General features: G+C 36.2%; 24 protein-coding genes. 16 read left to right on the forward strand and 8 right to left on the reverse strand.

Features of this window, described 5'->3' with window-relative positions:
• The first annotated feature begins 236 nt into the window (after nucleotides 1-236).
• The 4 genes from MWJ95_RS04330 (at nucleotide 237) to MWJ95_RS04345 (ending at nucleotide 2,205) form a co-directional block, all read left to right on the forward strand.
• The gene (locus MWJ95_RS04330) at nucleotides 237-746 is read left to right on the forward strand and encodes a hypothetical protein (RefSeq protein WP_249072485.1); all 510 of its coding nucleotides are present in this window, start codon (nucleotides 237-239) and stop codon (nucleotides 744-746) included.
• 321 nt (nucleotides 747-1,067) lie between these two features.
• Entirely contained in the window at nucleotides 1,068-1,151 is an 84-nt protein-coding gene (locus MWJ95_RS24685; protein ID WP_374110095.1) for a lipid II flippase family protein, read from the forward strand.
• Nucleotides 1,152-1,169: 18 nt separating this feature from the next.
• On the forward strand, nucleotides 1,170-1,775 hold the full coding sequence (locus MWJ95_RS04340; protein ID WP_249072486.1) for a hypothetical protein: 606 nt from the start codon (nucleotides 1,170-1,172) through the stop codon (nucleotides 1,773-1,775).
• A 70-nt stretch (nucleotides 1,776-1,845) separates the two neighbouring features.
• The gene (locus MWJ95_RS04345; RefSeq protein ID WP_249072487.1) at nucleotides 1,846-2,205 is read left to right on the forward strand and encodes a hypothetical protein; all 360 of its coding nucleotides are present in this window, start codon (nucleotides 1,846-1,848) and stop codon (nucleotides 2,203-2,205) included.
• A 195-nt stretch (nucleotides 2,206-2,400) separates the two neighbouring features.
• Here the strand turns inward: MWJ95_RS04345 and MWJ95_RS04350 are convergent, their stop codons facing one another.
• Nucleotides 2,401-2,865 (reverse strand): hypothetical protein, encoded by a 465-nt coding sequence (locus MWJ95_RS04350; RefSeq protein WP_249104461.1) that lies wholly within the window; start codon nucleotides 2,863-2,865, stop codon nucleotides 2,401-2,403.
• 106 nt (nucleotides 2,866-2,971) lie between these two features.
• Entirely contained in the window at nucleotides 2,972-3,112 is a 141-nt protein-coding gene (locus tag MWJ95_RS04355; protein ID WP_374110096.1) for a Spo0E family sporulation regulatory protein-aspartic acid phosphatase, read from the reverse strand.
• Nucleotides 3,113-3,667: 555 nt separating this feature from the next.
• Here MWJ95_RS04355 and MWJ95_RS04360 point away from each other — a divergent pair.
• Both MWJ95_RS04360 and MWJ95_RS04365 read left to right on the forward strand, forming a co-directional pair.
• Nucleotides 3,668-4,297 carry a hypothetical protein gene (locus MWJ95_RS04360; RefSeq protein WP_249104463.1) on the forward strand — a complete coding sequence of 210 codons (630 nt, stop codon included), beginning with the start codon at nucleotides 3,668-3,670 and terminating at the stop codon, nucleotides 4,295-4,297.
• An 11-nt stretch (nucleotides 4,298-4,308) separates the two neighbouring features.
• Nucleotides 4,309-4,863 (forward strand): histidine phosphatase family protein, encoded by a 555-nt coding sequence (locus MWJ95_RS04365; RefSeq protein WP_249104464.1) that lies wholly within the window; start codon nucleotides 4,309-4,311, stop codon nucleotides 4,861-4,863.
• 66 nt (nucleotides 4,864-4,929) lie between these two features.
• On the opposite strand, the gene MWJ95_RS04370 is transcribed toward MWJ95_RS04365, so the two are convergent.
• Both MWJ95_RS04370 and MWJ95_RS04375 read right to left on the reverse strand, forming a co-directional pair.
• Nucleotides 4,930-5,484, reverse strand: coding sequence for a GNAT family N-acetyltransferase (locus MWJ95_RS04370; RefSeq protein ID WP_249072492.1), 555 nt, complete (start codon nucleotides 5,482-5,484; stop codon nucleotides 4,930-4,932).
• 200 nt (nucleotides 5,485-5,684) lie between these two features.
• Nucleotides 5,685-6,278, reverse strand: coding sequence for a hypothetical protein (locus MWJ95_RS04375; RefSeq protein WP_249072493.1), 594 nt, complete (start codon nucleotides 6,276-6,278; stop codon nucleotides 5,685-5,687).
• A gap of 202 nt (nucleotides 6,279-6,480) precedes the next feature.
• Between MWJ95_RS04375 and MWJ95_RS04380 the strand changes: the two genes are divergently transcribed.
• Nucleotides 6,481-6,960 (forward strand): GNAT family N-acetyltransferase, encoded by a 480-nt coding sequence (locus MWJ95_RS04380; RefSeq protein WP_249104466.1) that lies wholly within the window; start codon nucleotides 6,481-6,483, stop codon nucleotides 6,958-6,960.
• Between the two features lie 78 nt (nucleotides 6,961-7,038).
• Here the strand turns inward: MWJ95_RS04380 and MWJ95_RS04385 are convergent, their stop codons facing one another.
• The gene (locus MWJ95_RS04385) at nucleotides 7,039-7,776 is read right to left on the reverse strand and encodes a class I SAM-dependent methyltransferase (RefSeq protein WP_249104467.1); all 738 of its coding nucleotides are present in this window, start codon (nucleotides 7,774-7,776) and stop codon (nucleotides 7,039-7,041) included.
• A gap of 407 nt (nucleotides 7,777-8,183) precedes the next feature.
• On the opposite strand from MWJ95_RS04385, the gene MWJ95_RS04390 reads away from it, so the two are divergent.
• Both MWJ95_RS04390 and ccsB read left to right on the forward strand, forming a co-directional pair.
• Nucleotides 8,184-8,588: a hypothetical protein gene (locus MWJ95_RS04390; protein ID WP_249104469.1), complete on the forward strand. Its 405-nt coding sequence runs from the start codon at nucleotides 8,184-8,186 to the stop codon at nucleotides 8,586-8,588.
• Nucleotides 8,589-8,638: 50 nt separating this feature from the next.
• Complete coding sequence (gene ccsB, locus MWJ95_RS04395) at nucleotides 8,639-9,808, forward strand: c-type cytochrome biogenesis protein CcsB (protein ID WP_249072497.1); 1,170 nt, start codon at nucleotides 8,639-8,641, stop codon at nucleotides 9,806-9,808.
• Nucleotides 9,809-9,874: 66 nt separating this feature from the next.
• Here ccsB and MWJ95_RS04400 read toward each other — a convergent pair whose 3' ends face one another.
• The 3 genes from MWJ95_RS04400 to MWJ95_RS04410 form a co-directional block, all read right to left on the reverse strand.
• Nucleotides 9,875-10,075: a cold-shock protein gene (locus MWJ95_RS04400; RefSeq protein ID WP_053592785.1), complete on the reverse strand. Its 201-nt coding sequence runs from the start codon at nucleotides 10,073-10,075 to the stop codon at nucleotides 9,875-9,877.
• Nucleotides 10,076-10,294: 219 nt separating this feature from the next.
• Complete coding sequence (locus MWJ95_RS04405; RefSeq protein ID WP_249072498.1) at nucleotides 10,295-10,921, reverse strand: response regulator transcription factor; 627 nt, start codon at nucleotides 10,919-10,921, stop codon at nucleotides 10,295-10,297.
• Nucleotides 10,914-13,097, reverse strand: coding sequence for a sensor histidine kinase (locus MWJ95_RS04410; RefSeq protein ID WP_249104471.1), 2,184 nt, complete (start codon nucleotides 13,095-13,097; stop codon nucleotides 10,914-10,916). The genes MWJ95_RS04405 and MWJ95_RS04410 overlap by 8 nt, the downstream gene beginning before the upstream one ends.
• Before the next feature lie 208 nt (nucleotides 13,098-13,305).
• Here MWJ95_RS04410 and MWJ95_RS04415 point away from each other — a divergent pair, with 208 nt between their 5' ends.
• From MWJ95_RS04415 to MWJ95_RS04445, 7 genes are all read left to right on the forward strand, one after another.
• The gene (locus tag MWJ95_RS04415) at nucleotides 13,306-14,220 is read left to right on the forward strand and encodes a hypothetical protein (protein WP_249072500.1); all 915 of its coding nucleotides are present in this window, start codon (nucleotides 13,306-13,308) and stop codon (nucleotides 14,218-14,220) included.
• Nucleotides 14,221-14,305: 85 nt separating this feature from the next.
• A complete protein-coding gene (locus MWJ95_RS04420) occupies nucleotides 14,306-15,283 on the forward strand; it encodes a thymidylate synthase (protein WP_249072557.1) in 978 nt (325 codons plus the stop codon).
• Nucleotides 15,284-16,380: 1,097 nt separating this feature from the next.
• Complete coding sequence (locus MWJ95_RS04425; RefSeq protein WP_249072502.1) at nucleotides 16,381-16,587, forward strand: thymidylate synthase; 207 nt, start codon at nucleotides 16,381-16,383, stop codon at nucleotides 16,585-16,587.
• Nucleotides 16,588-16,689: 102 nt separating this feature from the next.
• A complete protein-coding gene (locus MWJ95_RS04430) occupies nucleotides 16,690-17,100 on the forward strand; it encodes an Rrf2 family transcriptional regulator (protein WP_249072503.1) in 411 nt (136 codons plus the stop codon).
• Between the two features lie 74 nt (nucleotides 17,101-17,174).
• Entirely contained in the window at nucleotides 17,175-17,804 is a 630-nt protein-coding gene (locus MWJ95_RS04435) for an NAD(P)-dependent oxidoreductase (RefSeq protein WP_249072504.1), read from the forward strand.
• A 170-nt stretch (nucleotides 17,805-17,974) separates the two neighbouring features.
• Entirely contained in the window at nucleotides 17,975-19,393 is a 1,419-nt protein-coding gene (aspA, locus tag MWJ95_RS04440; RefSeq protein ID WP_249072505.1) for an aspartate ammonia-lyase, read from the forward strand.
• A gap of 255 nt (nucleotides 19,394-19,648) precedes the next feature.
• Entirely contained in the window at nucleotides 19,649-20,896 is a 1,248-nt protein-coding gene (locus MWJ95_RS04445; protein WP_249104473.1) for a methyl-accepting chemotaxis protein, read from the forward strand.
• Nucleotides 20,897-21,251 lie beyond the last annotated feature (355 nt).

A 21,251-nucleotide genomic window follows, 5' to 3' on the forward strand; every position in this document is an offset into this window, starting at 1 on the left:
TTCAAAAGTAAGTAGAAAATATTGGTGTTAAAAAGTTGGGAAATCCAAGGAGAAAGTGTAAATAAGAAAACCTTATGGCCAGTTTACATCCCAAATAACGAAGCAAGCTGTTCTCGCTTTTTGTCTGATCATTTATGCCCGTGTCATTTTATAAGATTGTTTGGTGTATAAATACCATTACACCTAAAACGTGGTAATCTAAAAGTAATGATCATACTGATGTTAGGAGGGACTAAATGGGTTTGATTTCTATCAGCATAGTACTTGTTATCCTCATTTCAACTGTTGCTTTAGTGGTTATTCGGAAGCATTCGAAGGGTGATATACAGCTAGAAGTTACAGCTGTATGTGAAGGGAAAAATAAATTAGACCAAGCTATTATGAAGATTAACTTTACATTTTCAATTGGCAAACTTACCTCTCATAAAAACGAAATAATAGGCAGTATTGATTGGTCAAAAGGATGGATGCCCGTATGCTATAATTTAAAGGAAAACGGAGCTTATCAGGAGGAACGATTGCTCTTTCCTATAAAAGAAACAACATATTCAACATTCGAAATAAATGCTGCAAAGGCTATAGATAATATGGGACGTGGTGAGGGGTATGTTGTATTAGTATTAGAGGACCCTGTTCCTACAAATAAATCTAGAGCAGGTGTGATTCTTGCTGTAACGGTTAATATGGTGACCTATCAACTTTCTGATTCAATTAGTTGGAATAATGACTTTGTAGTGAGTCATTGAATACTGAGAAAAGCTATTCATTAGGAGGGAAGTACCGAATGAATAGCTTTTTATTTGTTAGGAAAATAACGGAACCTAATCCAGTAAATTTCGTAGAATATTAAAAGGAAGGATGATCCCAGTTCGTTGTGGAATGGAAAATAAAGTATAATTTATAAGGTGGAAAGACGTACATTAGTAGGCACTCTCCAATTACCGACATTTGTAGCTATCAGTCTGAGGAAAGGAATGCTGCTGTAATGTCGCCAGGGCTTATTAATGGTATAGCGACGATGTGACTAATTATATTTATTGACCCTGACATTTCCATTTTTATCGATGATGGGATCTAGGCTACAAGGAACTTTCTTGGCACAGCTCTTATTTTTTCCTGAAGCAAAGTATATTGCTTGGTTTACACAATAATGACTTAGGAGGATTTACATGAATCAAGAATCGTATGACCGTCCAACAGAGTATTATGATCATCAGCTGTTTACAATTGATGAGCAAATTTGTGCACTTATCAATCAGCGTAACCATCTATCAAATAAAAATCCTGGTTTTCCACCGGATGAAGCCCTTGCTCGATGGGCAAAAAAATATGGTTTTTATGAAGCCTTTCTTGCATCATTATTTGGGGTGATGAGAACAGAAGAATATTATAAACCTCGTGTAGAGCCGACGGGGTTTAGAAAGCATATCCCAGTCTTAAAGTCAGTTGAAGTTGATGAACGATACTATACGGTAACGTATGTTCGTCAGTATGAAAATGCCAGTGTTGTACAGCTATTAACGGATTGGGATCCTCGACAAGAATCTACTGTTCATGTTAGAGAAAATTATACTAGTTTTGAGTTGTATGTAGGAGATGCATATGACTGTTGGATCGATAGCGGAGGAGGGACTAATGGCCATGACAGCTGCACTTTTATCGTTTCACCCCCATTACCTGATCAATTAAAAGGTTTAGATTTTGTTTTTAAAGAACATAGCGATGCCTTTGGCGATAAGCCCACTGGATTGAAGATAACTATTCAAGCGGAGTAACAGCTTTTCTAGGAATTAGGAAGGATAGATTGAAGTTGATCACTTTCAAGGAAAGGAAAATCGATATCTAATGAAAAAAATATGCTTCGTAATTTTATTGATGTTTGTGTTAGTTGCTTGTAGTACGAATCAACAAGAGGAGGTACATTACATAGCGAAAAGTGAAAATTGGAAGGCTGTATATCATAGTAATACTGACGATGGTTTACGAATTTTCTATCTTGGAGATGAGCAAGAATTAGGGGATTTACAAATTACGATTGAAGGGTCTAAAGAATTAAATGCTTTTAATGATGTACGAGTAAATACGGATAAGCAGTTTGTCTTAAAGAAAAAAGAAAGCGCAAAAATCTTTAAAAAGGATGCTACCCCAAATATTCGCATTCAGTGGCAGTCTCACAATGAGACTTTAGAAGTAAGAAGTGGCTGAAGACGTAACACCAATCTGTTAGCTCGCTGCTAGGGGGAAGTTACTACCCCTAGTAGCGAGCAAAATAAGCTAAAATAAATGTTTTGAAAATGTTTTTTTTGAAAATTTTCTAAAAAATGTTAGTTTTTTCTTCGGTTTTGCTACTATTATTGAATTTTTAAGCATACAATAAATTAAACAACTAACGAAATAGATTTAATTGTCGTTATTCCTTTGATAATTACTACTTCCTAAAAGGATAGTTTGTGTCTCAGCGTCAATGACCAGGTATTTATAATAAGTGTCCTGATTATTTTGCTTAAAGGATGCTAAAAAATATACTTGTCGATTGGGATGAATAAAAGTATGTTGAGAGAGGTCTATTTTTTCACGTATAAAATTTGTTTTTAGATGAAATGTTTCCTCAGCCTTTTGAACTTCCTTAAAGGCTATTTTCTGACGAATGTTTAAGGTAGCTTCGTTATACTCCTCATAGATTGCCCTATCTAATTGATGATAAAAATAATTCTCAGTAAGAAATGACTGATATTGATTATTAGGATATTTATAAGATGTAGTTCTAGAAGGTATGCAAAGAATCGGTGCTGTATTTTCTACTGAATCTTGAGGTTGCTGGAATATAAAGCTTGTAACGACCAATGATAAAAAAAATACCTGCATAATTAGGCCTCCTTTTTCCTGTCATAAAGAAGGTAGCCCATTTTTATGTTATTTATACGTATCTTTACAACAGCACGGAACCTAATACAGGTTTATGATAATAGTTTTAGCTTGCTTTATTGATCGCTTTTGAATATTTATTTAGTAGGACATCTAATTCTTGACTACAATCTACCACGCTAGGATGGGTGAAACCTAAATCCATCGCTTTTTTATACATAATTTTCCTTTTAATTTCAATCTCCATCTTCAAGAAATGTTTAAACGATATATTAAGCAAAATCTTTTCCCCCTAAAATTTTTTCTCCATATTCTTGAAATACATTGACCTCGATTCAACTTTTTCATTGTATCTCACCTAAAATGAAAAATATGTCATATTGTGTATCGGTTGAGAAATTCGTAATTTAGTCATAGAAAAAAATATATATTCTTATAGGTTGGAAAAAAATATAGATGATCATCATTGGGTATTTTACATTATTTAAATTACTTTTTTTGTATTATTAATATGTTTCAATGCTCTATACAATAGAATATTAGTGTTTTTTTTTGACTAAATTTTAGAAAATGAATAGAGTGTTATTTAATAGATTCGCATCTTTTTTACTATAAAAATTTATTCTGTAATCGACTGAAGTTTTAATGGACTTTATTTTCTTGTCACAATTTATCAAATATACTTTTTTGTTGTTTGTTATTGAGGAGATTTCTTTCAGGTTAAAAATGTTGAGAATTTTCGAAAAATATAGAATGATAGGTGAAATGGTTTTAATCTATTAAATGATAGGGGGAGGTACCAGTGTTGAAGAAAAGGTTGTCGATAGTAAGCGTTATTGTCGTTTCTAGTTTAATGTTAATCGCATGTTCAGAAGTGAAAACAAAATCAGGAGAATCTTCAGGATCAACTGCAGTTACGAACCATACTGTTCGACAAGTGGAAGATTCTAAATCGACACCCCCGGTCATTGATAGAGATTATGATTTTACATATTTAGAGGAATTGGCAGAGGAAAAAAGAAATTTATATGATGAATTCTTAAGCAATGGGAAAATGAATAGTTTAAAAACTTTTACACCAGAGGAAATGGTGTTAATTATGATGAATTTAATTTTTGAGAACAATTTCGATAAACTATATGCAATTACTTACAATAACGATGAACTTCCCGATAAACAAACCTTTATTAGTGAGTATATAAACTATTTATTTGATGAGCAAATACAGGATTATTTAATGTATCGATATTACGATCATATTTCATTGGATAAAGAGACTAGTACAGAAAGTATAGCAATTGTTCAGTTGGATATAATTTTTGGTAGCTCTCATTATCGTAAGCTATTTTCTTTACTAAAAGAGGATGGTATGTGGAAGGTTGATTTATACAATTATATGAAAGAAAAGAAAGCAAAATCTGAAGAAAAATAGAGGGGATTATCATGACAGTAATATATTTTGTAAGACACGCTCATTCTTATTATACAGCTGACGAGTATCATCGACCACTTTCGGATAAAGGATTCAATGATAGGGATCGTGTAACGTCTATATTTACAAATAAAGAAATTCATACTATCTATTCAAGTCCATATAAAAGAGCTGTGCAGACGGTGGAAGGCATCGCTCAAGAACATAAATTACAGATAACGACGATTGATTCTATGAAAGAAAGAATATTATCTACTGAAAATATTCTTGATTTTGACGCTGCCATGCATCAAGTATGGAGTCAACCGACTTTTGTATTTGAGGGTGGAGAATCAAATGAAACCGCAAAAGCGAGGGCTATTACGGCCTTGCAAAAAATTATAATTGGCCATCCAAATGACAATATAGTGATTGGTACACATGGCAATATAATGGTCTTAATGATGCAATATTTTGATGCGGAGTATGACTACACGTTTTGGAAAAAACTTTCAATGCCTGATGTCTATCAACTTACATTCGAACAATCCGTGTTATGTGACATTCGAAGAGTTTGGGAAGAATAACAGAAGGGGCTGTCTACTGGCAGCCCATTGGTTCGTTTGAAGTATTTCAACCTTATGAAAAATTACTTACCCAATTTGATTCCATTCTTCTCGTAAAAGGCCAAATAAGACGATATCATGAAATTGACCAAAACGGAAAAGCTCATTGCGTAAAATACCTTCCTTTGTAAAGCCACATTTTTCATAGGAACGAATAGCTCCTTTATTAAAGCTAAAAACCTGAAGCTTTACTTTATTAACCGTCATATAATTAAAAATAAAATGAATAAGAGTTTTCATTGCATCCGTTCCAAGTCCTTTACCTTGCCATTGTTCGCCAATCGAAATGCCTACACAGCAAGTGCTATTTTGCCAGTTGATTGAATAGACACCACAAGAGCCGACAAGCTCATTCGTCGACTTTTCAAATATACCGAAGAAAAACTCCTCTTTTTTAGCACTAATATTTTTAAAGAATGAAGCATGATCCTCGTAGGTATTTGGAAAGGGAATCTCGTCATTGGCAAGTAGCAACGTTTTCATTTCGCTTTCGATGGAAACAAATGCTTCTAAGTCGGAGGAAGTCATTTGCTGTAAAGTAATAGATTGACCTGTAAGAAATTCTTTAAAATAGTTTTCCATTGTTTTCTCCCTTGTTCAAGGGCTGCAGTAAGAGTTTACACCCCTTGGATTATTTATTGTTTAAACAAAACATCTACTGCACTTTTCGCACTCATATCCACAACTCCTTACGTTTAGATAACATTATCGTAGCATTTTTGGTGATTAGTGGAAATAAAAATTTTCATAACGTAAAATATCCCTGATTTCTAGTGATGTATCTATTTACTGTTTTTTAAAGGGCGCCAATTTGTCTGAATGTCTACATCTTGTTGCTCCATCCAATATAGAAAATCCTCTGTGCATGTAATATCGTAGTCTAACACAGCTTCATATACATAAATCGAGGGGAGTACTAGGGATTTTTTAAGCAATTGTTCTTTAATAGTTAAAATATACCTCCGACTTTCAATTGTTAAGGAATCGTTCATTAATGATACTAAATCTCTTGATAGGGGACCTTTCCGTGTTTCGGAAAACAGCCACATATCAATATTCCAAATTTCTGACGGCGCATGCTCATATTGTATTTTAAAATAGTACCCTTTAAATGGTGTTTCCAAGTAATTTCGAAACTTTAATTCTAGTACTTTCGGATTGTTAGTTAAATCCGATAATATCATCATAGCTTCCGCTGCATTAGGGCGACTACAAAATGTTTCGATATCAATATCTGGATCTACTAGTAAATCATACGCTGTAGCGCCGACAACATAAGCTTGTCCAATTGTATTCCACTTTTCTAGCAATTCCAATTCTTCCAAAATAAGAATGGCAGTTTCTTTCCGCTTCTGAGCTCTCTCTAATAGTTCCAATATGAACACCTCTCTTAAATAAATTTCTACATCGTGTTAGAATATATTATATTTTCCGTTTATTTAATATATTATAATCGTTAACGAATCAAATAAAGCAGAATGAATATAAAAATCCGGAAGCATTGTTGATCTGAACGATAGTGAAGTTACTATTATGCCTAGGAGAAGTGACAACTTAAGATGAATGGGGAGAGCTTTGATGAGGTTAAAATTTTATGAAGAAAAAGATGATCACTTAATTAAACGATATACGATTACAGAGGAGCAGCTTCGTTATACGATGTCTCCGAAAGAGAGCATTAAACTAGTGAAGCAGGATAAAAATCGCCATGCCGTTCTCGTATTAAATGAAGATAAGCTCGTGACATTCTTTGTGTTGCATGAAAAAGAGGGCGTTACGCCATATTCCTCTAATGAACAAGCTATTTTAATCCGCGCCTTTTCGACCGACTTTTATGAACAAGGTAAAGGCTATGCGAAAGCGGCATTACAGCTTTTGCCGGACTTTGTTTTGGCGCATTTTCCAACGATCAATGAGCTTGTGCTAGGGGTAAATCTACCGAATACTGCCGCACAGTCCCTTTATAAAAAATGCGGATTTGTTGATGAAGGAAGAATGGTAAAAGGGTTTAGGGATGAGATTAAAGTGATGAGTTATTACTTCAGTGAAATTAATTGAAAACTTAGATGAAGATACCAAAGATAAAATTAAAGGCCTCTCTGTAGAGTACTACTGGGAGGCCTTGCAATGATGAGATTATTTTCTTGCTCTTATTAATAAAAAGGACGGGCGTCGATGCTCTTTTTCTAAGGAAGGCAGTTTTGGAATGGCTTCTGAATCAGGAAGCGGCTCTAGCATTTTTTCTATTGTAAGGTCATATGCGATTAACGTATTTATAATTGTAGACATGCTCCGATGATATTTAACTACACCATCTACAAACCATGTTCGCTCACGTATGCCCTCATCGTGGTAATGGTCCATCGCATAATGGCTCCTACGGCCGCTGCTATCATAAATCCAATTATCCTCCATTGTTTTACGAGCTGTAACAATTGGATGCTCTACAGAAAAAATAAACAAGCTACCTGGTCGAAGCATGCTCGCAATGTTACGAATGACGGCACGAAAATCCTGTATATAATGCAAGGAAAGTGAGCTTGTTATACAGTCAAAGCTATTAGGAGCTACATGAAAATCCTCTATTGCTTGCAAATAGTAGTCTATATTCTGATGAGCATGTTCACGTTGAGCGATTGCCAACATATTTTTTGAAACATCAATAGCGGTTACATGCCTTGCGTTATTTTCTATACAATAATATGCGAATTCTCCCATTCCGCAGCCAATATCAAGTATCTGTAAATCAGTTAAATTAGGAAGTAAAGATTTTAATGCAGGTTGTTCAAGCAAATTATTGAAATTGTAAGACGCTTGACGAAGCTTTTGATATTGATGGAAAAATTCAGGGTGGTCATAAATATTTTGTTTCATTTGTTACCCTCCACTTGTCTTACATAACGTTATGTTACATTTGCGCATATTTATTGTCACATAGCTACTCGAAAAGAAATAGACTTTTATTTCAATTTTTAGTAAGATGTAGGTAGAGACATGCCAACTTTTCTAATTCGCCATCTATTTGCTTGTATAGATGGTTTATTTTTTTGACATGAGGGGGTTCCTTTAGAGATTTATTCTATACTTTATGTTTTTATGTGTCGTAATATTGTAACAATTATAGGAAAATAAATATTTAATAGGAGAATGATGGCACTTCTTTTGACGAATAACGTTATTTTTATTGGAAGCTACTATATAGTCTCTAAAAAATAGATCATCATTAAAGGGCGGGGATGGCATTTTCTAAAACGAATACTGATACATAAAAGTTGATTGAAGTGGAGACGGGGCAACTCCTTACAGCGATAGAGGAACGAAGGCTAGCGGCAGCAACAATTTCTTCTGTAGTGAAAGCGAAGCGACAACTACAAATGTTTTTCTGTGCGAAAGCGAAGCGGCAGCAACAAAATGTTTTCTGTAGCGAAAGTGAAGCGGCAACAACAAAATGTTTTCTGTGCGAAAGCGAAGCGGCAGCAACAAAATGTTTTTCTGTGCGAAAGCGAAGCGGCAGCAACAAAATGTTTTTCTGTGCGAAAGCGAAGCGGCAGCAACAAAATGTTTTTCTGTGCGAAAGCGAAGCGACAGCAACAAAATGTTTTTCTGTGCGAAAGCGAAGCGGCAGCAACAAAATGTTTTTCTGTAGCGAAAGCGAAGCGGCAGCTACAAAGCGCCGGTCGGAATAGAACTCAGCCTCGCGTTATGGGTATGAGAAAAAAGTTTGGAGGATTTTACATTGAGTAAAGAAACATTATTAAGTATAAGTAGTAATTCATTGTTCGTAGCATTTATTTTATTACTGATCGCTATTATACCGATTGGACTTGCCGTGAAATCAAAAGGCAAGATGTTTGGAAAAATTGGGCTTCTACTTACATATATTGCTTTTGCTTTACAGCTAGTTTATTTCGTTTTAAGATGGATGGCTGTTGATCATGCACCTGTAAGTAATATGTATGAGTTTATGACGTTCTTTGGCATCATGCTTACTGGTAGCTATTTGATCATTCATTTTTTATATAAACAAATTGTTGTTGGCTTGTTTGCGATCCCTGTGTCATTAATTATTCTCGGTTATGGAAGCGTTTTTACAAAAACAGTTTCACCACTTGTTCCGTCACTACAAAGTAATTGGTTAACGATTCATGTTATGACAGTGGCATTTTCAAGTGCTGTTTTATCGATCTCATTTGCAACAGGTATTATTTATTTGTTAAGAACATTAGATGTTTCTAAATTTTCGAAAAGTACAGTTGCCTTGGAATTTGTCATGTATTGTTTAATTGTCGTGGTTGGTTTTATCGGTGTGGGTACTTATTTTAACGTAGCTGGAGATCAAATCGAGGTTCAATTTGAAAATAAGCTAGAGAAGGTAGAAACAGCGGTTTATACGATGACGCCGATCGTTGTCAATAAAGGTGCAGTAACATCTAGTGGGGATCAAGTTGGTAAGTTGCAGATTACCAATAAGTTAGATGCGAAGAAATTAAATACTATTGTATGGTCATTTATCGTTGGAACAATTTTATATGGGGTAATTGTACTCATTACGAGAAGACGACTAATTGTTTTATTAAAGCCATTAACAAACCGTGTACAACCAGCATTAATGGATGAAATTACATATCGAGCAGTTGTTATAGGTTTCCCATTGTTTGCTCTAGGAGGCTTATTGTTTGCCATGATTTGGGCGCAGATTGCTTGGAGTAGGTATTGGGGTTGGGACCCTAAAGAAGTGTGGGCACTTATCACATTTTTATTTTATGCCGCTTTCCTTCATTTCCGACTTTCTAAAGGCTGGGAAGGAGAAAAGACAGCTTGGTTAGCGATAATTGGATTTGGCATTATCGTGTTTAATCAAGTATTTGTTAATTTAGTCATTGCAGGGTTACATTCTTACGCATAACGAAAAAGAGACATCCGCAATTTGGATGTCTCTTGAATTTTGCACTCTATATGCTAAAGCTATAAATTAAAGCTTTACAACATTAGTTGCTTGTGGTCCACGGTTACCTTCTTCAACGCCGAACTCTACTTTTTGGCCTTCTTCTAGAGTTTTAAAGCCATCTGATTGAATCGCAGAGAAGTGTACGAATACATCATTTCCACCTTCTACCTCGATAAAACCAAAACCTTTTTCTGCGTTAAACCATTTTACTGTACCTTGTGTCATGTGAACAACCTCCCAAAAAAATTAAACAATCATATTGCTTCGATCGCTTGCAAATAAATCACATATTCAAAAGCTCGTATTACTTTTGAATACGTGATTTTAACGGCTAAGATGAAGTAATGTAATTATTGTTCTTATTATATAACAGTCCTAGATATTTATCCAGTATATTCCGCTTTTAGTAAGAGAAAATTTACATTAAATCTCTTTTCTGTATAATTAGTTGATCCATGCCTTTTCTTTTGCGACAATTACGGCCTCTGCACGTGATTCTACGTTGAGTTTGACGAACAGTTTGGATAAATAGTTTTCAACGGTGCGCTGTGTGACCCCAATAGCTGAAGCAATTGCTTTATTAGTACAGCCTTGCGCTACAAGCTGTAAAATCTCTTGCTCCTTGTCGCTCAGTAAAATCTCTTGTTGTACATTCGGTAGGTTCGTGCGCTGATGTACAAAATCTAAAAAATCAGCTGCGAGTAGAATCTCGCCTCGTAGCGCGGCTTCAATGGTTTGAATTACTTGTTGTTTCGTAGCAAGCTTCGATAAAAGTCCATCGACCTTTTTCTCAATAAGTAGTTCGTAATAATCGGAAAGCTCATAGCCTGTATACAGTAAAATCAGTGCTTCAGGTTGCTTTTTCTTAATCATTTCAGCAAGTTGGATGCCATTGATGGGCTTCATATTAATATCAATCAAAAATAATTGAAAAGATTGAACGTCCATTCTTGACAGAACAGCGGCACTATCCTGTTCCGTATCAATATGGGTGTTTGGTAAATCTTGTAATAATGTTTTTGTACCATCTAAAACGACAGGATGGTCATCTATAATAAGAATATTAATCATCTGAATTCACGTCCTCTTGTATTTGAATAAATATATGCATTCCTTCATTTAGACTGGAGGTTATCGTGATGTCTCCATTAAAAGCCCGGACTCGTTCTCGAATACCGTTAATACCCATAGAAGCGGAAGATTGCATTAAGTCTTCAATATCACAGCCAATTCCATTATCATCGTATTGGAGGATGAAGCCACGATTTATCGCTTGTAGTCTTAGTGAAACTTCGGTTGCCTCTGCGTGCTTAATGGCATTATTGAAGAGTTCCTGTACTAGCCGATAGACGACTAAATGTAAAGTGACATCTTGAAAATGGACACGTTCTATTTGAGCATTTACCAAAAAGTCTGCACGTATTTTCACCTTTTGAATTAGTTTTTTTAAGGCGATTTGTAGCCCAAATGTGTCTAGCAAAGGAGGGCTTAGATTCTCACAATACTCACGTAAATCCTTCGATGCATTTAGCAATTGCTCACGAATATCTAAGACCTTTTCTTTTTTTATAATAGGCGAACTGGCAATGACATCTAGCTCTCTTGCTAAATGGAGCTGCTCTTGCAAAATCGTATCATGTAATTCCTGCGCTAAAATACTTTTCTCCTTTTCAATGATATTCCATAGTAATTTGTCGAGCCAAGGGAGATGTGTATCATTGTTATCCTTCATAAGCTTTATTTCATATACTAAATCTTCAATGAGCTTCAAATTATCAATAAACATCGAGACATAGAGGGCAAGTAACTCAAGCCAAAGTAGCTCTTCTTTCTGTAGGACATGTCTAATGTTTAACATGATTTTTTCTTCACCAGTATCATGTAAGAGTAGGTGATTCCCGAAGTTGTCTTCTTCGCGAGTAAAGGGTGCATCTTCCGTTATGGTTGTAATCGAAAAGGCTGTAGTACCAAGCTTTTCTGTTATTTCATACGTTAATTGATCCAGTAATTCTTGCTGATTATTTGCTTTCCCCATACGATTAACGGCAGCATATAAATTATGTACATAATCCCCGGTGGATGAAAAAATAATCTTTCGATACTTATAATCAAGCTGTTCTTTAATATAGAAGCTTGTAATGATGATGAGGAATACAAGTATTAAGACACTCGTAATTTCAATAATCGATAATTTATCTAGTAACAATATGGAAATGACCGTAGTTACTAGTAAAGCACTAAAAAAAGCAAGTGTTGAATAATAACGCAAACGAGATAATTGATATTCAATATCGAACAATCGCTCATTTACTTGAATGAAAATAAAAGAAAAAGGAATAAACAACAAAAATAATGCGGCTACCTCAGAATATAAAATAGGCCTCAGACCTACTATTATAGGTATAACGAAACACAATAAAAACGGCAAGAAAGGCGTAATAAACGCAAAAGTGATTAAACGGATTTTTTCAAGTTTAGTTCGTATATAACTTATGAATAAAATATAGATGGCATAAAGCACTAGTACAGCAAACATTCCTAAGGTAATTAATGATGCTTTCGTACTGAAGTCGGAATTGACATTTTCAATGACCTCAAAGCAAGGGATCAGTAGTAGTGTTAAATAGAGCCATTTAGTATTAATGTAGGGCCATTCAATACGTAGGTAGCGGAAATAAAATTGTAAAAAGTGAATAAACAGTACGATGCATAAAATTATGCCAATACCTATTACTAATGCTCCAATTTGATTGCCTCGAACTGAAGATCCTGTACTTATATAAGTCAATGAACAGGTTAATAAAAATAATGTAAGTAGGCTAGTTAGTTGATTATCTTTATTTCTTTTCCATAAATAGATGGCAACGCTAAACGATAAGACAAAATAAAACAAAGGGAAAATAATTTGCAAATATAATTCTTCCGGAATATCTTTATGCTTCACTAAGACAGAATGAACATCCCCATTAGGCTTCCTAAACGTTAGTTCTTTTGCACAACAAACATAAGAATCGACTTGGATAGATCGAATATCTTTTGTAGGCTTGCCATCAATAGTCAGCAGAACATCTCCAATTTCTATATTAGATTGCTGTGCCCATTTTGGATAATAAAACTCGGACATGACTGGTTGTTCGCTAGTTGTGTCTAGTCCAATACCAATATAAGGTATTCGTATTGCCACTACTAGCACATAAATACCAAGGAGTAGGTAGGTTATTAAAATACTATATGTCCATTTACTCATCGTTTTCTCTCCATTAACTGCATGATAATACTGCCCCATTTCAATCGTAAGTACTATTATATTATCCATAATTTTTGGTAATTTTGGAATACCGAAAAAAGTTGTTTCGGAAAACCACTATTGCTTTTTCGGAATAACGAAATAGTTTTTTCGGTGTTGCCTATGATAATGTAAAGCTAACATATGTGACGAAAAGGGGGAACGTTGCATGACAAAGAAAAGATTGCTACTAGTCCTTTTTTTTCTCATAATGTCGTACCCGATGACTACGATCGCTACTAACATTGTGAATGACGCGGTGGAAGTCGATATTTGCATTATTGGGGAGGACAATCGTTTTGTTTACAAAATCCCTAAAAATTTACATAATGATACACCGTATGTGGAAATGAAGAATAACATTGAGTCTTCCTTAGCAAGTCATTGGAAGATTGAGGATGCTCGTTTTGAAGATCAGCAGACAAATGTTGCGTATACTTTTTTCATTAAAGATTTAATTAATGAAAAGCAAGATGGGCAAATGAAGGTAGCGATACCCTATTCTTTTTTAGTAGGAATGTTTGGTGAAAATGATCCCATCCAATTACGTATTTTGGCTAGCAAATTAATCGACTGGGAAGCGAATTCGAAGGACTGGGCTCGGCTCGGTTTTGCGGCACCGCTCACTTATTTTAGTGAGCAGGAATATGTTTATGAAGGAGCGGTCAACGAGCTACTGCAGCAGCGGGTAGGACATTTTAATGGTACAGTTATGAAAGGGCAATTGGTTTTACATAGTGCTATTTATTTAAGTTTTATTTTTATCCAACTTATCGCATGTATCATTTTATCAAGACGCTTAAAAAACAGAGTTATAGAAGATCCAGAAAAAATACATCAGTATCGAAAACTTTACTATATGTATCAAATCATTCCGATACTGATGATCGGCGTGCAAATTGTTTTTCTAGTTATGTCAGAGTTGCTGACTGCTTTTAGTCTCTATTTTTCCCCAGGGATAGATCTTTTACTGATTATTGTTCCTATATTAGTGAATGTAATTCTAATACCAACGTTTTTTGTCACGATTGAGAGGGAAATTTCAAAGGAGTTGGAAGACAATTCCTTTGGCGCGTATATGTAAATATTGTTTTTATTTTTGGGAGTCCAAATGTAGATATTAGATGTTATAATGGTCAACAGCATACTTGAAGGAGCTGTTGATGAACATGGCGCATCCAGAAATCGCGTACTTAAATTTACTACAACATATATTAGAGAATGGCGTTAAGAGGGAAGATCGTACAGGCACAGGTACATACAGTGTATTTGGCTATCAAATGCGATTCGATTTAAGCAAAGGCTTCCCTCTTTTAACGACGAAACGCGTACCATTCAAACTTGTAGCAAGTGAGCTACTTTGGTTCATTAAAGGGGATACAAATATTCGCTATCTACTGCAAAATAACAATCATATTTGGGATGAATGGGCTTTTAAAAAATGGGTCGAATCTGATGAATATTCAGGCCCGGACATGACAGATTTTGGTCGTCGTTGCTTAGTAGACGAGTCTTTCAATGCAGTCTATAAAAAAGAATTAGCATCATTTTGTGAGCGTGTTATAACAGACGATGAGTTTGCACGTAAATACGGGGAACTTGGAAATGTTTATGGTAAGCAGTGGCGTAATTGGACAACATCAACAGGGGAAAGCATCGATCAATTGCAAGATGTCATCCAGCAAATCAAGCACAATCCAGATTCTCGACGCATTATTGTCAATGCATGGAACCCAGAGGATGTGATCAATGCCGGAGCAAAGGGTAGTAAAGCAGCATTACCTCCGTGTCACGTAATGTTCCAATTTTATGTCGCAAATGGAAAATTAAGCTGCCAGCTTATGCAACGCAGTCTAGATACATTATTAGGCTGTCCATTTAATATTGCCTCTTACGCACTACTGACACATTTAATTGCACATGAGTGTGGTTTAGAAGTTGGCGAATTTATACACAGTATTGGGGATGCTCATATATATTTAAATCACGTGGAGCAAGTAAAAGAACAGCTTTCACGCGAACCAAAGGCCCTACCAACCTTGAAAATAAATCCAAATAAATCGTCAATTTTCGACATTGAACTCGAAGATATTTCAATTGAGGGCTATGATCCACACCCAACAATTAAAGCACCAATAGCGGTATAAACTAAAGCAGCAGCCATTTTTGGTTGCTGTTTTTTATAGCAAAGGATAAGGCGGAGCGGTGGAAAGAAGGGTAGAGCGACGGAAAGGGCTGACAAAGTGACGGATTAAAGAGGCAAAGTGACGGAAAAAAGTCAGAGCGACGGAAAGAAGAGTCGGAGTGACGGAAAGAGCCGGCAAAGTGACGGATAGAAGAGGCAAAGCGACGGAAAGAACTGGCAGATCGACGGATAGAAGAGTCGGATGAAAGAGGCAAAGTGACGGAAAAAGTCAGAGCGACGGATAGAAGCGACAAAGCGACGGAAAGAAGGGTCGAAGTGACGGAAGACCTGGCAAAGTGAAGGGAAAAGTCAGAGTGCTGGATAGAAAGGCTAAAATCGTGGATAGAACCGTCCAAATCGTGGATAGAAAGTTCAAAATGATGGATAGAAGCGTCAAAGCGATGGAAAGAAGAGTCGAAGTGACGGAAAGAGCCGGCAAAGTGACGGATAGAAGCGACAAAGCGACGGAAAGAAGGGTCGAAGTGACGGAAGACCTGGCAAAGTGACGGAAAAAGTCAGAGTGCTGGATAGAAAGGCTAAAATCGTGGATAGAACCGTCCAAATCGTGGATAGAGCCAGCAAAATCGTGGATAGAACGTCCATCCCCGTGGATAGAACGTCCAAAGCGACGGATAGAACCGTCAAAGTGCCGCCGGATACTACCGCCAAAAAAGAGATCCTTATTTTAGATAGAGCTAAATTCTCTATCACTTTATATGAAGAATGTTTAAATTTATGAAAATTTTTCCGATATAAGTATTAATTTAGAAGTCCTAATAATAAATTTTAGAGGTGAATGATGTGAGGAGATCGTGGGCGTTTCAAATAGACGGAAGAGAGAGTGGGCAGCGTTTGAGGACGAAATTGCTTTCGAATACTACTCAACTTAAAGAGGAAACTATTCAATCACATGAGCTATCACACACCTCTACAAAATTAACACAGGCGCAAATAAATGAAATGATGCAGGTTATTGAGAACATTCGGCTGAAACGTTATAAAGAAAGACTGTAAATGTAAGCGCCTTCTAAGCTATAATAGCTGAGGAGGTGTTTGATAATGAACGTGATATTTGTAGATTCGGTTTTAGGTACGGAGCTTTTACAAATGGTGTCACATGATGTGGCAGGCATATTAGCTGCGGCACAAGGGGAAAGTGTGACGTTTCCAATTGGTCATTTTAAGTATGAATTCCATAACTTAGACTTTTATGAGCAAGATGGGGAAATACGACAAGAATTGGTCATTTACGTGAAGAGAGTATAATGTTTTGTTTAATGGAAAAAATAAATACAGGTGCAAATTGAGCAATTTGTTTGCTTTTATTTATTCCTGTAACTATAATAGTTACAACAGGTGGTGATACATATGGTGAACAGTCGTTTTTCGGTAGCGATCCATATACTTTCGCTCATTGCAACAACATCTGATAAAAGCCAGCTGACATCTGATTTCATCGCAGGGAGTGTTAATACAAATCCTGTAGTCGTGCGACGAATGATTGGGGTGCTCAAAAAAGCGGGCTTGCTTACATCGCAATCAGGTATTGCAGGTTATGACCTTTTAGTGGAGCCAAAAGATTTAACACTATTAGCTATTTACCATGCGATTGATGGGCCAGAGCAGCTATTTGCCATTCATGATGAGCCAAATCCAGCATGTTCGGTTGGTCGAAAAATCCAACATACATTGGAGGGTGTTTATACATCTGTCTGGTATGCAATGAAAGAACAACTACAAGCACAAACTTTACAGGATGTGTTAGATCAACTTCGTTAAATAAACGAAGTAGGTCTTTTGTATCTAACCTGTAACTAAAATGGTTACAAATGAAAAATAGGAGGAATATTAGGATGAAAATCGCAGTAATAGGTGCAACAGGGAAAGCGGGACAAAAAATTGTGGAGGAGGCACTACAGCGCGGTCATGATGTGACAGCGATTGTACGTTCAGCTTCAAAAGTAACAGCAAATATTGATGTAATTGAAAAAGATGTTTTTGCATTATCACAAGAAGATGTAAAAGGATTTGAAGTAGTAGTGAATGCTTTTGCTGCTCCTTTTGGTCAAGAGGAATTACATGTGAAAGCTGGCCGTCATTTAATAGATATTTTCACGGGTATTGACACAAAATTATTCGTTGTCGGTGGTGCAGGAAGTCTGTTTGTAGACCCAGAAAAAACTGTACGTGTAATGGATACACCAGATTTTCCAGAAATGTTTTATGCGACAGCTAAAAACCAAGGTGAGAATCTACGTGACTTACAACAATCTAGCATTACTTGGACATTTTTAAGCCCATCTGCTTTCTTTGATCCGGAAGGTCCGCGTACAGGTAGCTATACTACTGGAGAAGATCATCTATTAGTAAATGCTGCTGGCGAAAGTTATGTTAGTTATGCGGATTATTCAATTGCAGTGTTAGATGAAATTGAAAAACCAAAGCATGTTAATAGCCGTTTTACAGTGACTTCTAATAAATAATAAGAAACCGAGCGTAATCACTGCGCTCGGTTTTAAAGATAAAGCCTTAAACGCAACTCCACAAAGACGAAAATTGATTATTTTTCTTTTTACAGACAATTGACTGTTTACAATACGACATTAATTAGCTACTATCAAGTGTGAGGATTACATAAAAGGAGACGACAATTATGTCCACACAACGTATAGAAAAAGACTTTTTAGGTGAACGTTCATTACCAAGCAATGCTTATTATGGGATTCAAACGCTTCGTGCGACTGAAAACTTCCCGATTACAGGGTACACAATTCACTCTGCTCTTATTAAAGCAATGGGGATTGTTAAAAAAGCAGCTGCGATGAGTAATATAGAAGTACACCTACTTTCAAAAGAAATCGGAGATGCAATTGTCGAGGCTGCACAAGAAGTTATTGATGGCGAGTGGGATGCTGAATTTATCGTCGACCCAATTCAAGGCGGTGCTGGCACATCTATTAATATGAATGCCAACGAAGTGATCGCGAACCGTGCCTTAGAGATTTTAGGCAAAGAAAAAGGGGACTATAAAACAATTAGCCCTAACAGCCATGTGAATATGTCACAATCAACAAATGATGCTTTCCCAACAGCTATTCATATTGCTGTTTTGAATTTGATAGATGAACTTCTTCTTACAATGGAAAACATGCAAGCAGTGTTCCACCAAAAAGCGGAGCAATTTGCCCATGTCATTAAAATGGGTCGTACGCATTTACAAGATGCTGTGCCGATTCGATTAGGGCAAGAATTTGAAGCATATTGCCGTGTAATCACTCGTGATATTGCGCGCATTCGCCAAACTCGCCCAAATTTATATGATGTAAACATGGGAGCGACAGCTGTCGGTACAGGCTTAAATGCATTCCCTGACTATATTCAATCAGTTGATATACATCTTGCTGAAATCTCAGGGTTACCGCTTAAAGGCGCTACACATTTAGTGGATGCAACACAAAATACGGATGCCTACACAGAAGTTTCAGGTGCATTAAAAATCTGTATGATTAATATGTCGAAAATCGCTAACGACCTTCGTTTAATGGCATCTGGTCCACGTGCTGGATTAGGGGAAATCATTTTACCAGCTCGCCAACCTGGATCTTCTATTATGCCAGGGAAAGTGAATCCTGTTATGCCAGAGGTTCTGAACCAAGTTGCCTTCCAAGTAATCGGTAATGACCATACGATTTCTTTAGCATCTGAAGCAGGACAATTAGAATTAAACGTAATGGAGCCTGTGCTTGTCTTTAACTTAATTCAATCTATTAGTATTATGAACAACGTGTTCCGAGCATTTACACAAAACTGCTTGAAGGATATTGAAGCAAATGAAGACCGCATGAAAGAATATGTGGAAAAAAGCGTTGGTGTACTAACTGCAGTAAACCCACATATCGGTTATGAAATCGCTGCCAGAATTGCACGTGAAGCAATCCTATCTGGTCGTTCAATTCGTGAGCTTTGCCTTGAAGAGGGTGTACTTACGAAGGAGCAATTAGATTTAATTTTAGATCCATATGAAATGACGCATCCTGGTATCGCAGGATCAAGTATTATGAAATTAAAATAATTTATCATGAAAGCACTTTGTCTAAGGCAAGGTGCTTTTATATTTGTTTGAAAATATGTAGTGCCGATTTTTCCAAACACCTTGAAGAAAGTAGCTAGTTGGAACTGAAGTCAATTATACAGAAGCACTTTCTGTAAAGAAAAGTTCTTTCGCATTTCTTTATCATTACAAAAGTTGGTCTTTTTTCTATGAATTTTAGGATTTTTAAACTATAATAACTACGTCGGAATAATATTATAGTTGGGGGAATTTAGTATGAGTTTACGAAAAAAAAGTATCATTTGCTTTTCTACTTTAAATGTTCTCATGGGTGTCATTTTAATCATTGACCTAGCAAATGTAACGTCATTAGAATGGCTATCTACTTTATTAACAGTAATAGGAATCACAATGACATTATCGTGTATTTTCTACATAAAATATAAAATTATTAAGCCCATTAAACAATTAGCTTCATCTGCTCAAGCTATAGCTGAGGGGGATATGCAAACTTCTTCTATTGAGATAAATTCCAATGATGAAATTTCGGAGCTAGCTAAAGCGTTTATAGAAATGAAGGAACAATTACATATGATGACACAAAAAATTGCAAGTAGTTCAACAGATCTATCTGCGAGCATAGAGGAGTTATCAGCAAGTACAAATGAAATTACAGATGCAGTAAACGAAGTTGATGCACAGATGGAGAAAACGACGGAGGGTCTTAAGAAAGCAGCGCAGTCTGCAAATGATAGTGCCATGGCTATGCAAGAAACTGCTGATGGCATTGAACGTATTACCGTGGCAACGCAAGATGTATTTGATCATGCAAAAGAGGCAAATGACATCGCAGGCAACGGCGCGGAAATATTACACGTAGCTAAAAATCAAATGGAGTTTATTTCAACATCTACTGAAAAAACTAGTGAATTAATGCAGCAATTATCTGGCAAAATGACAGATATCAAATCTATGACAGACATGATTACGGCGATTACAGATCAAACAAATTTGCTAGCATTAAATGCAGCAATAGAAGCAGCGCGTGCGGGAGAGCATGGGAAAGGCTTTGCGGTAGTAGCAGAAGAAGTTCGACAATTGGCAGAGCAATCCAAGCATTCGGCTATTCAAATTGTCGAGCTTGTAGTTGGTATTGAAAGCGATACAAAACAAGTAGCTACTTCTGTCGAAGAGGACTTGAAAAACGTTCAACAGGGCGTCTATGTCATTGATGAGGCCACAAAGTCATTTGGTACGATCTCTCAGCATGTTAGCAAAATGACGAACCAGCTCGAGGATATTTCCGCAACAGCTGAAGAGCTTTCTAGTAGCGCGAATGAGGTGACAAAATTAGTATCGACAATCGCACATGGAATGGATAATTTGTCTAATCACACAGAGGTCGTCCTTCAGTCGGTCGATGAGCAAAGTGCTTCCATGCAAGCGGTCAACATGGTGGTGTCACAAGACTTATGCCAACAAGCTGAAAATTTACAAAAGCTTACACAAAGGTTTAGTGGGTAATAAGGTGTTATAAATATAAAAAAGCTATGTTGCAGAGGATAGATTATCTGCAACATAGCTTTTTTAAAGCTGCTATGCTTTATAATAAGCCGAAAAAATCGGTTTAGTAGCTCCAAGTTATTTATGTATTCTTATTGCTTGAACAATTAATATTATTCCTATAATGCATAAACTCCCTGATAAAACATGAAGGGTTATATTCCATCCTTCACTGACTTTTTGAAAATATTTGATATATAAAGACACGCCATATATGCACAATAAGACACCCCAAATGCCCCTAAGAATCTTCATTTGATCTCTATCCCAGCCTTTCAAAACTAACTAAAAATTTTATCTGTAAAGAGAGTGTAGC

The sequence above is a fragment of the Lysinibacillus sp. Bpr_S20 genome (assembly GCF_023337835.1).
Taxonomy (GTDB): domain Bacteria; phylum Bacillota; class Bacilli; order Bacillales_A; family Planococcaceae; genus Lysinibacillus.

What these genes read in the sequence shown, in the direction of transcription:
- MWJ95_RS04435 (WP_249072504.1), top strand. Translation starts at nt 17,175, where the DNA reads ATGAAAATCGCAGTAATAGGTGCAACAGGGAAAGCGGGACAAAAAATT.
- MWJ95_RS04410 (WP_249104471.1), bottom strand. Translation starts at nt 13,097, where the DNA reads ATGAGTAAATGGACATATAGTATTTTAATAACCTACCTACTCCTTGGT.
- MWJ95_RS04420 (WP_249072557.1), top strand. Translation starts at nt 14,306, where the DNA reads ATGGCGCATCCAGAAATCGCGTACTTAAATTTACTACAACATATATTA.
- MWJ95_RS04445 (WP_249104473.1), top strand. Translation starts at nt 19,649, where the DNA reads ATGAGTTTACGAAAAAAAAGTATCATTTGCTTTTCTACTTTAAATGTT.
- MWJ95_RS04340 (WP_249072486.1), top strand. Translation starts at nt 1,170, where the DNA reads ATGAATCAAGAATCGTATGACCGTCCAACAGAGTATTATGATCATCAG.
- MWJ95_RS04350 (WP_249104461.1), bottom strand. Translation starts at nt 2,865, where the DNA reads ATGCAGGTATTTTTTTTATCATTGGTCGTTACAAGCTTTATATTCCAG.
- MWJ95_RS04345 (WP_249072487.1), top strand. Translation starts at nt 1,846, where the DNA reads ATGAAAAAAATATGCTTCGTAATTTTATTGATGTTTGTGTTAGTTGCT.
- aspA (WP_249072505.1), top strand. Translation starts at nt 17,975, where the DNA reads ATGTCCACACAACGTATAGAAAAAGACTTTTTAGGTGAACGTTCATTA.
- MWJ95_RS04385 (WP_249104467.1), bottom strand. Translation starts at nt 7,776, where the DNA reads ATGAAACAAAATATTTATGACCACCCTGAATTTTTCCATCAATATCAA.
- MWJ95_RS04355 (WP_374110096.1), bottom strand. Translation starts at nt 3,112, where the DNA reads ATGGAGATTGAAATTAAAAGGAAAATTATGTATAAAAAAGCGATGGAT.
- MWJ95_RS04405 (WP_249072498.1), bottom strand. Translation starts at nt 10,921, where the DNA reads ATGATTAATATTCTTATTATAGATGACCATCCTGTCGTTTTAGATGGT.
- MWJ95_RS04330 (WP_249072485.1), top strand. Translation starts at nt 237, where the DNA reads ATGGGTTTGATTTCTATCAGCATAGTACTTGTTATCCTCATTTCAACT.
- MWJ95_RS04425 (WP_249072502.1), top strand. Translation starts at nt 16,381, where the DNA reads ATGAACGTGATATTTGTAGATTCGGTTTTAGGTACGGAGCTTTTACAA.
- MWJ95_RS04370 (WP_249072492.1), bottom strand. Translation starts at nt 5,484, where the DNA reads ATGGAAAACTATTTTAAAGAATTTCTTACAGGTCAATCTATTACTTTA.
- MWJ95_RS04430 (WP_249072503.1), top strand. Translation starts at nt 16,690, where the DNA reads ATGGTGAACAGTCGTTTTTCGGTAGCGATCCATATACTTTCGCTCATT.
- MWJ95_RS04365 (WP_249104464.1), top strand. Translation starts at nt 4,309, where the DNA reads ATGACAGTAATATATTTTGTAAGACACGCTCATTCTTATTATACAGCT.
- MWJ95_RS04380 (WP_249104466.1), top strand. Translation starts at nt 6,481, where the DNA reads ATGAGGTTAAAATTTTATGAAGAAAAAGATGATCACTTAATTAAACGA.
- MWJ95_RS04400 (WP_053592785.1), bottom strand. Translation starts at nt 10,075, where the DNA reads ATGACACAAGGTACAGTAAAATGGTTTAACGCAGAAAAAGGTTTTGGT.
- MWJ95_RS04415 (WP_249072500.1), top strand. Translation starts at nt 13,306, where the DNA reads ATGACAAAGAAAAGATTGCTACTAGTCCTTTTTTTTCTCATAATGTCG.
- MWJ95_RS24685 (WP_374110095.1), top strand. Translation starts at nt 1,068, where the DNA reads ATGGGATCTAGGCTACAAGGAACTTTCTTGGCACAGCTCTTATTTTTT.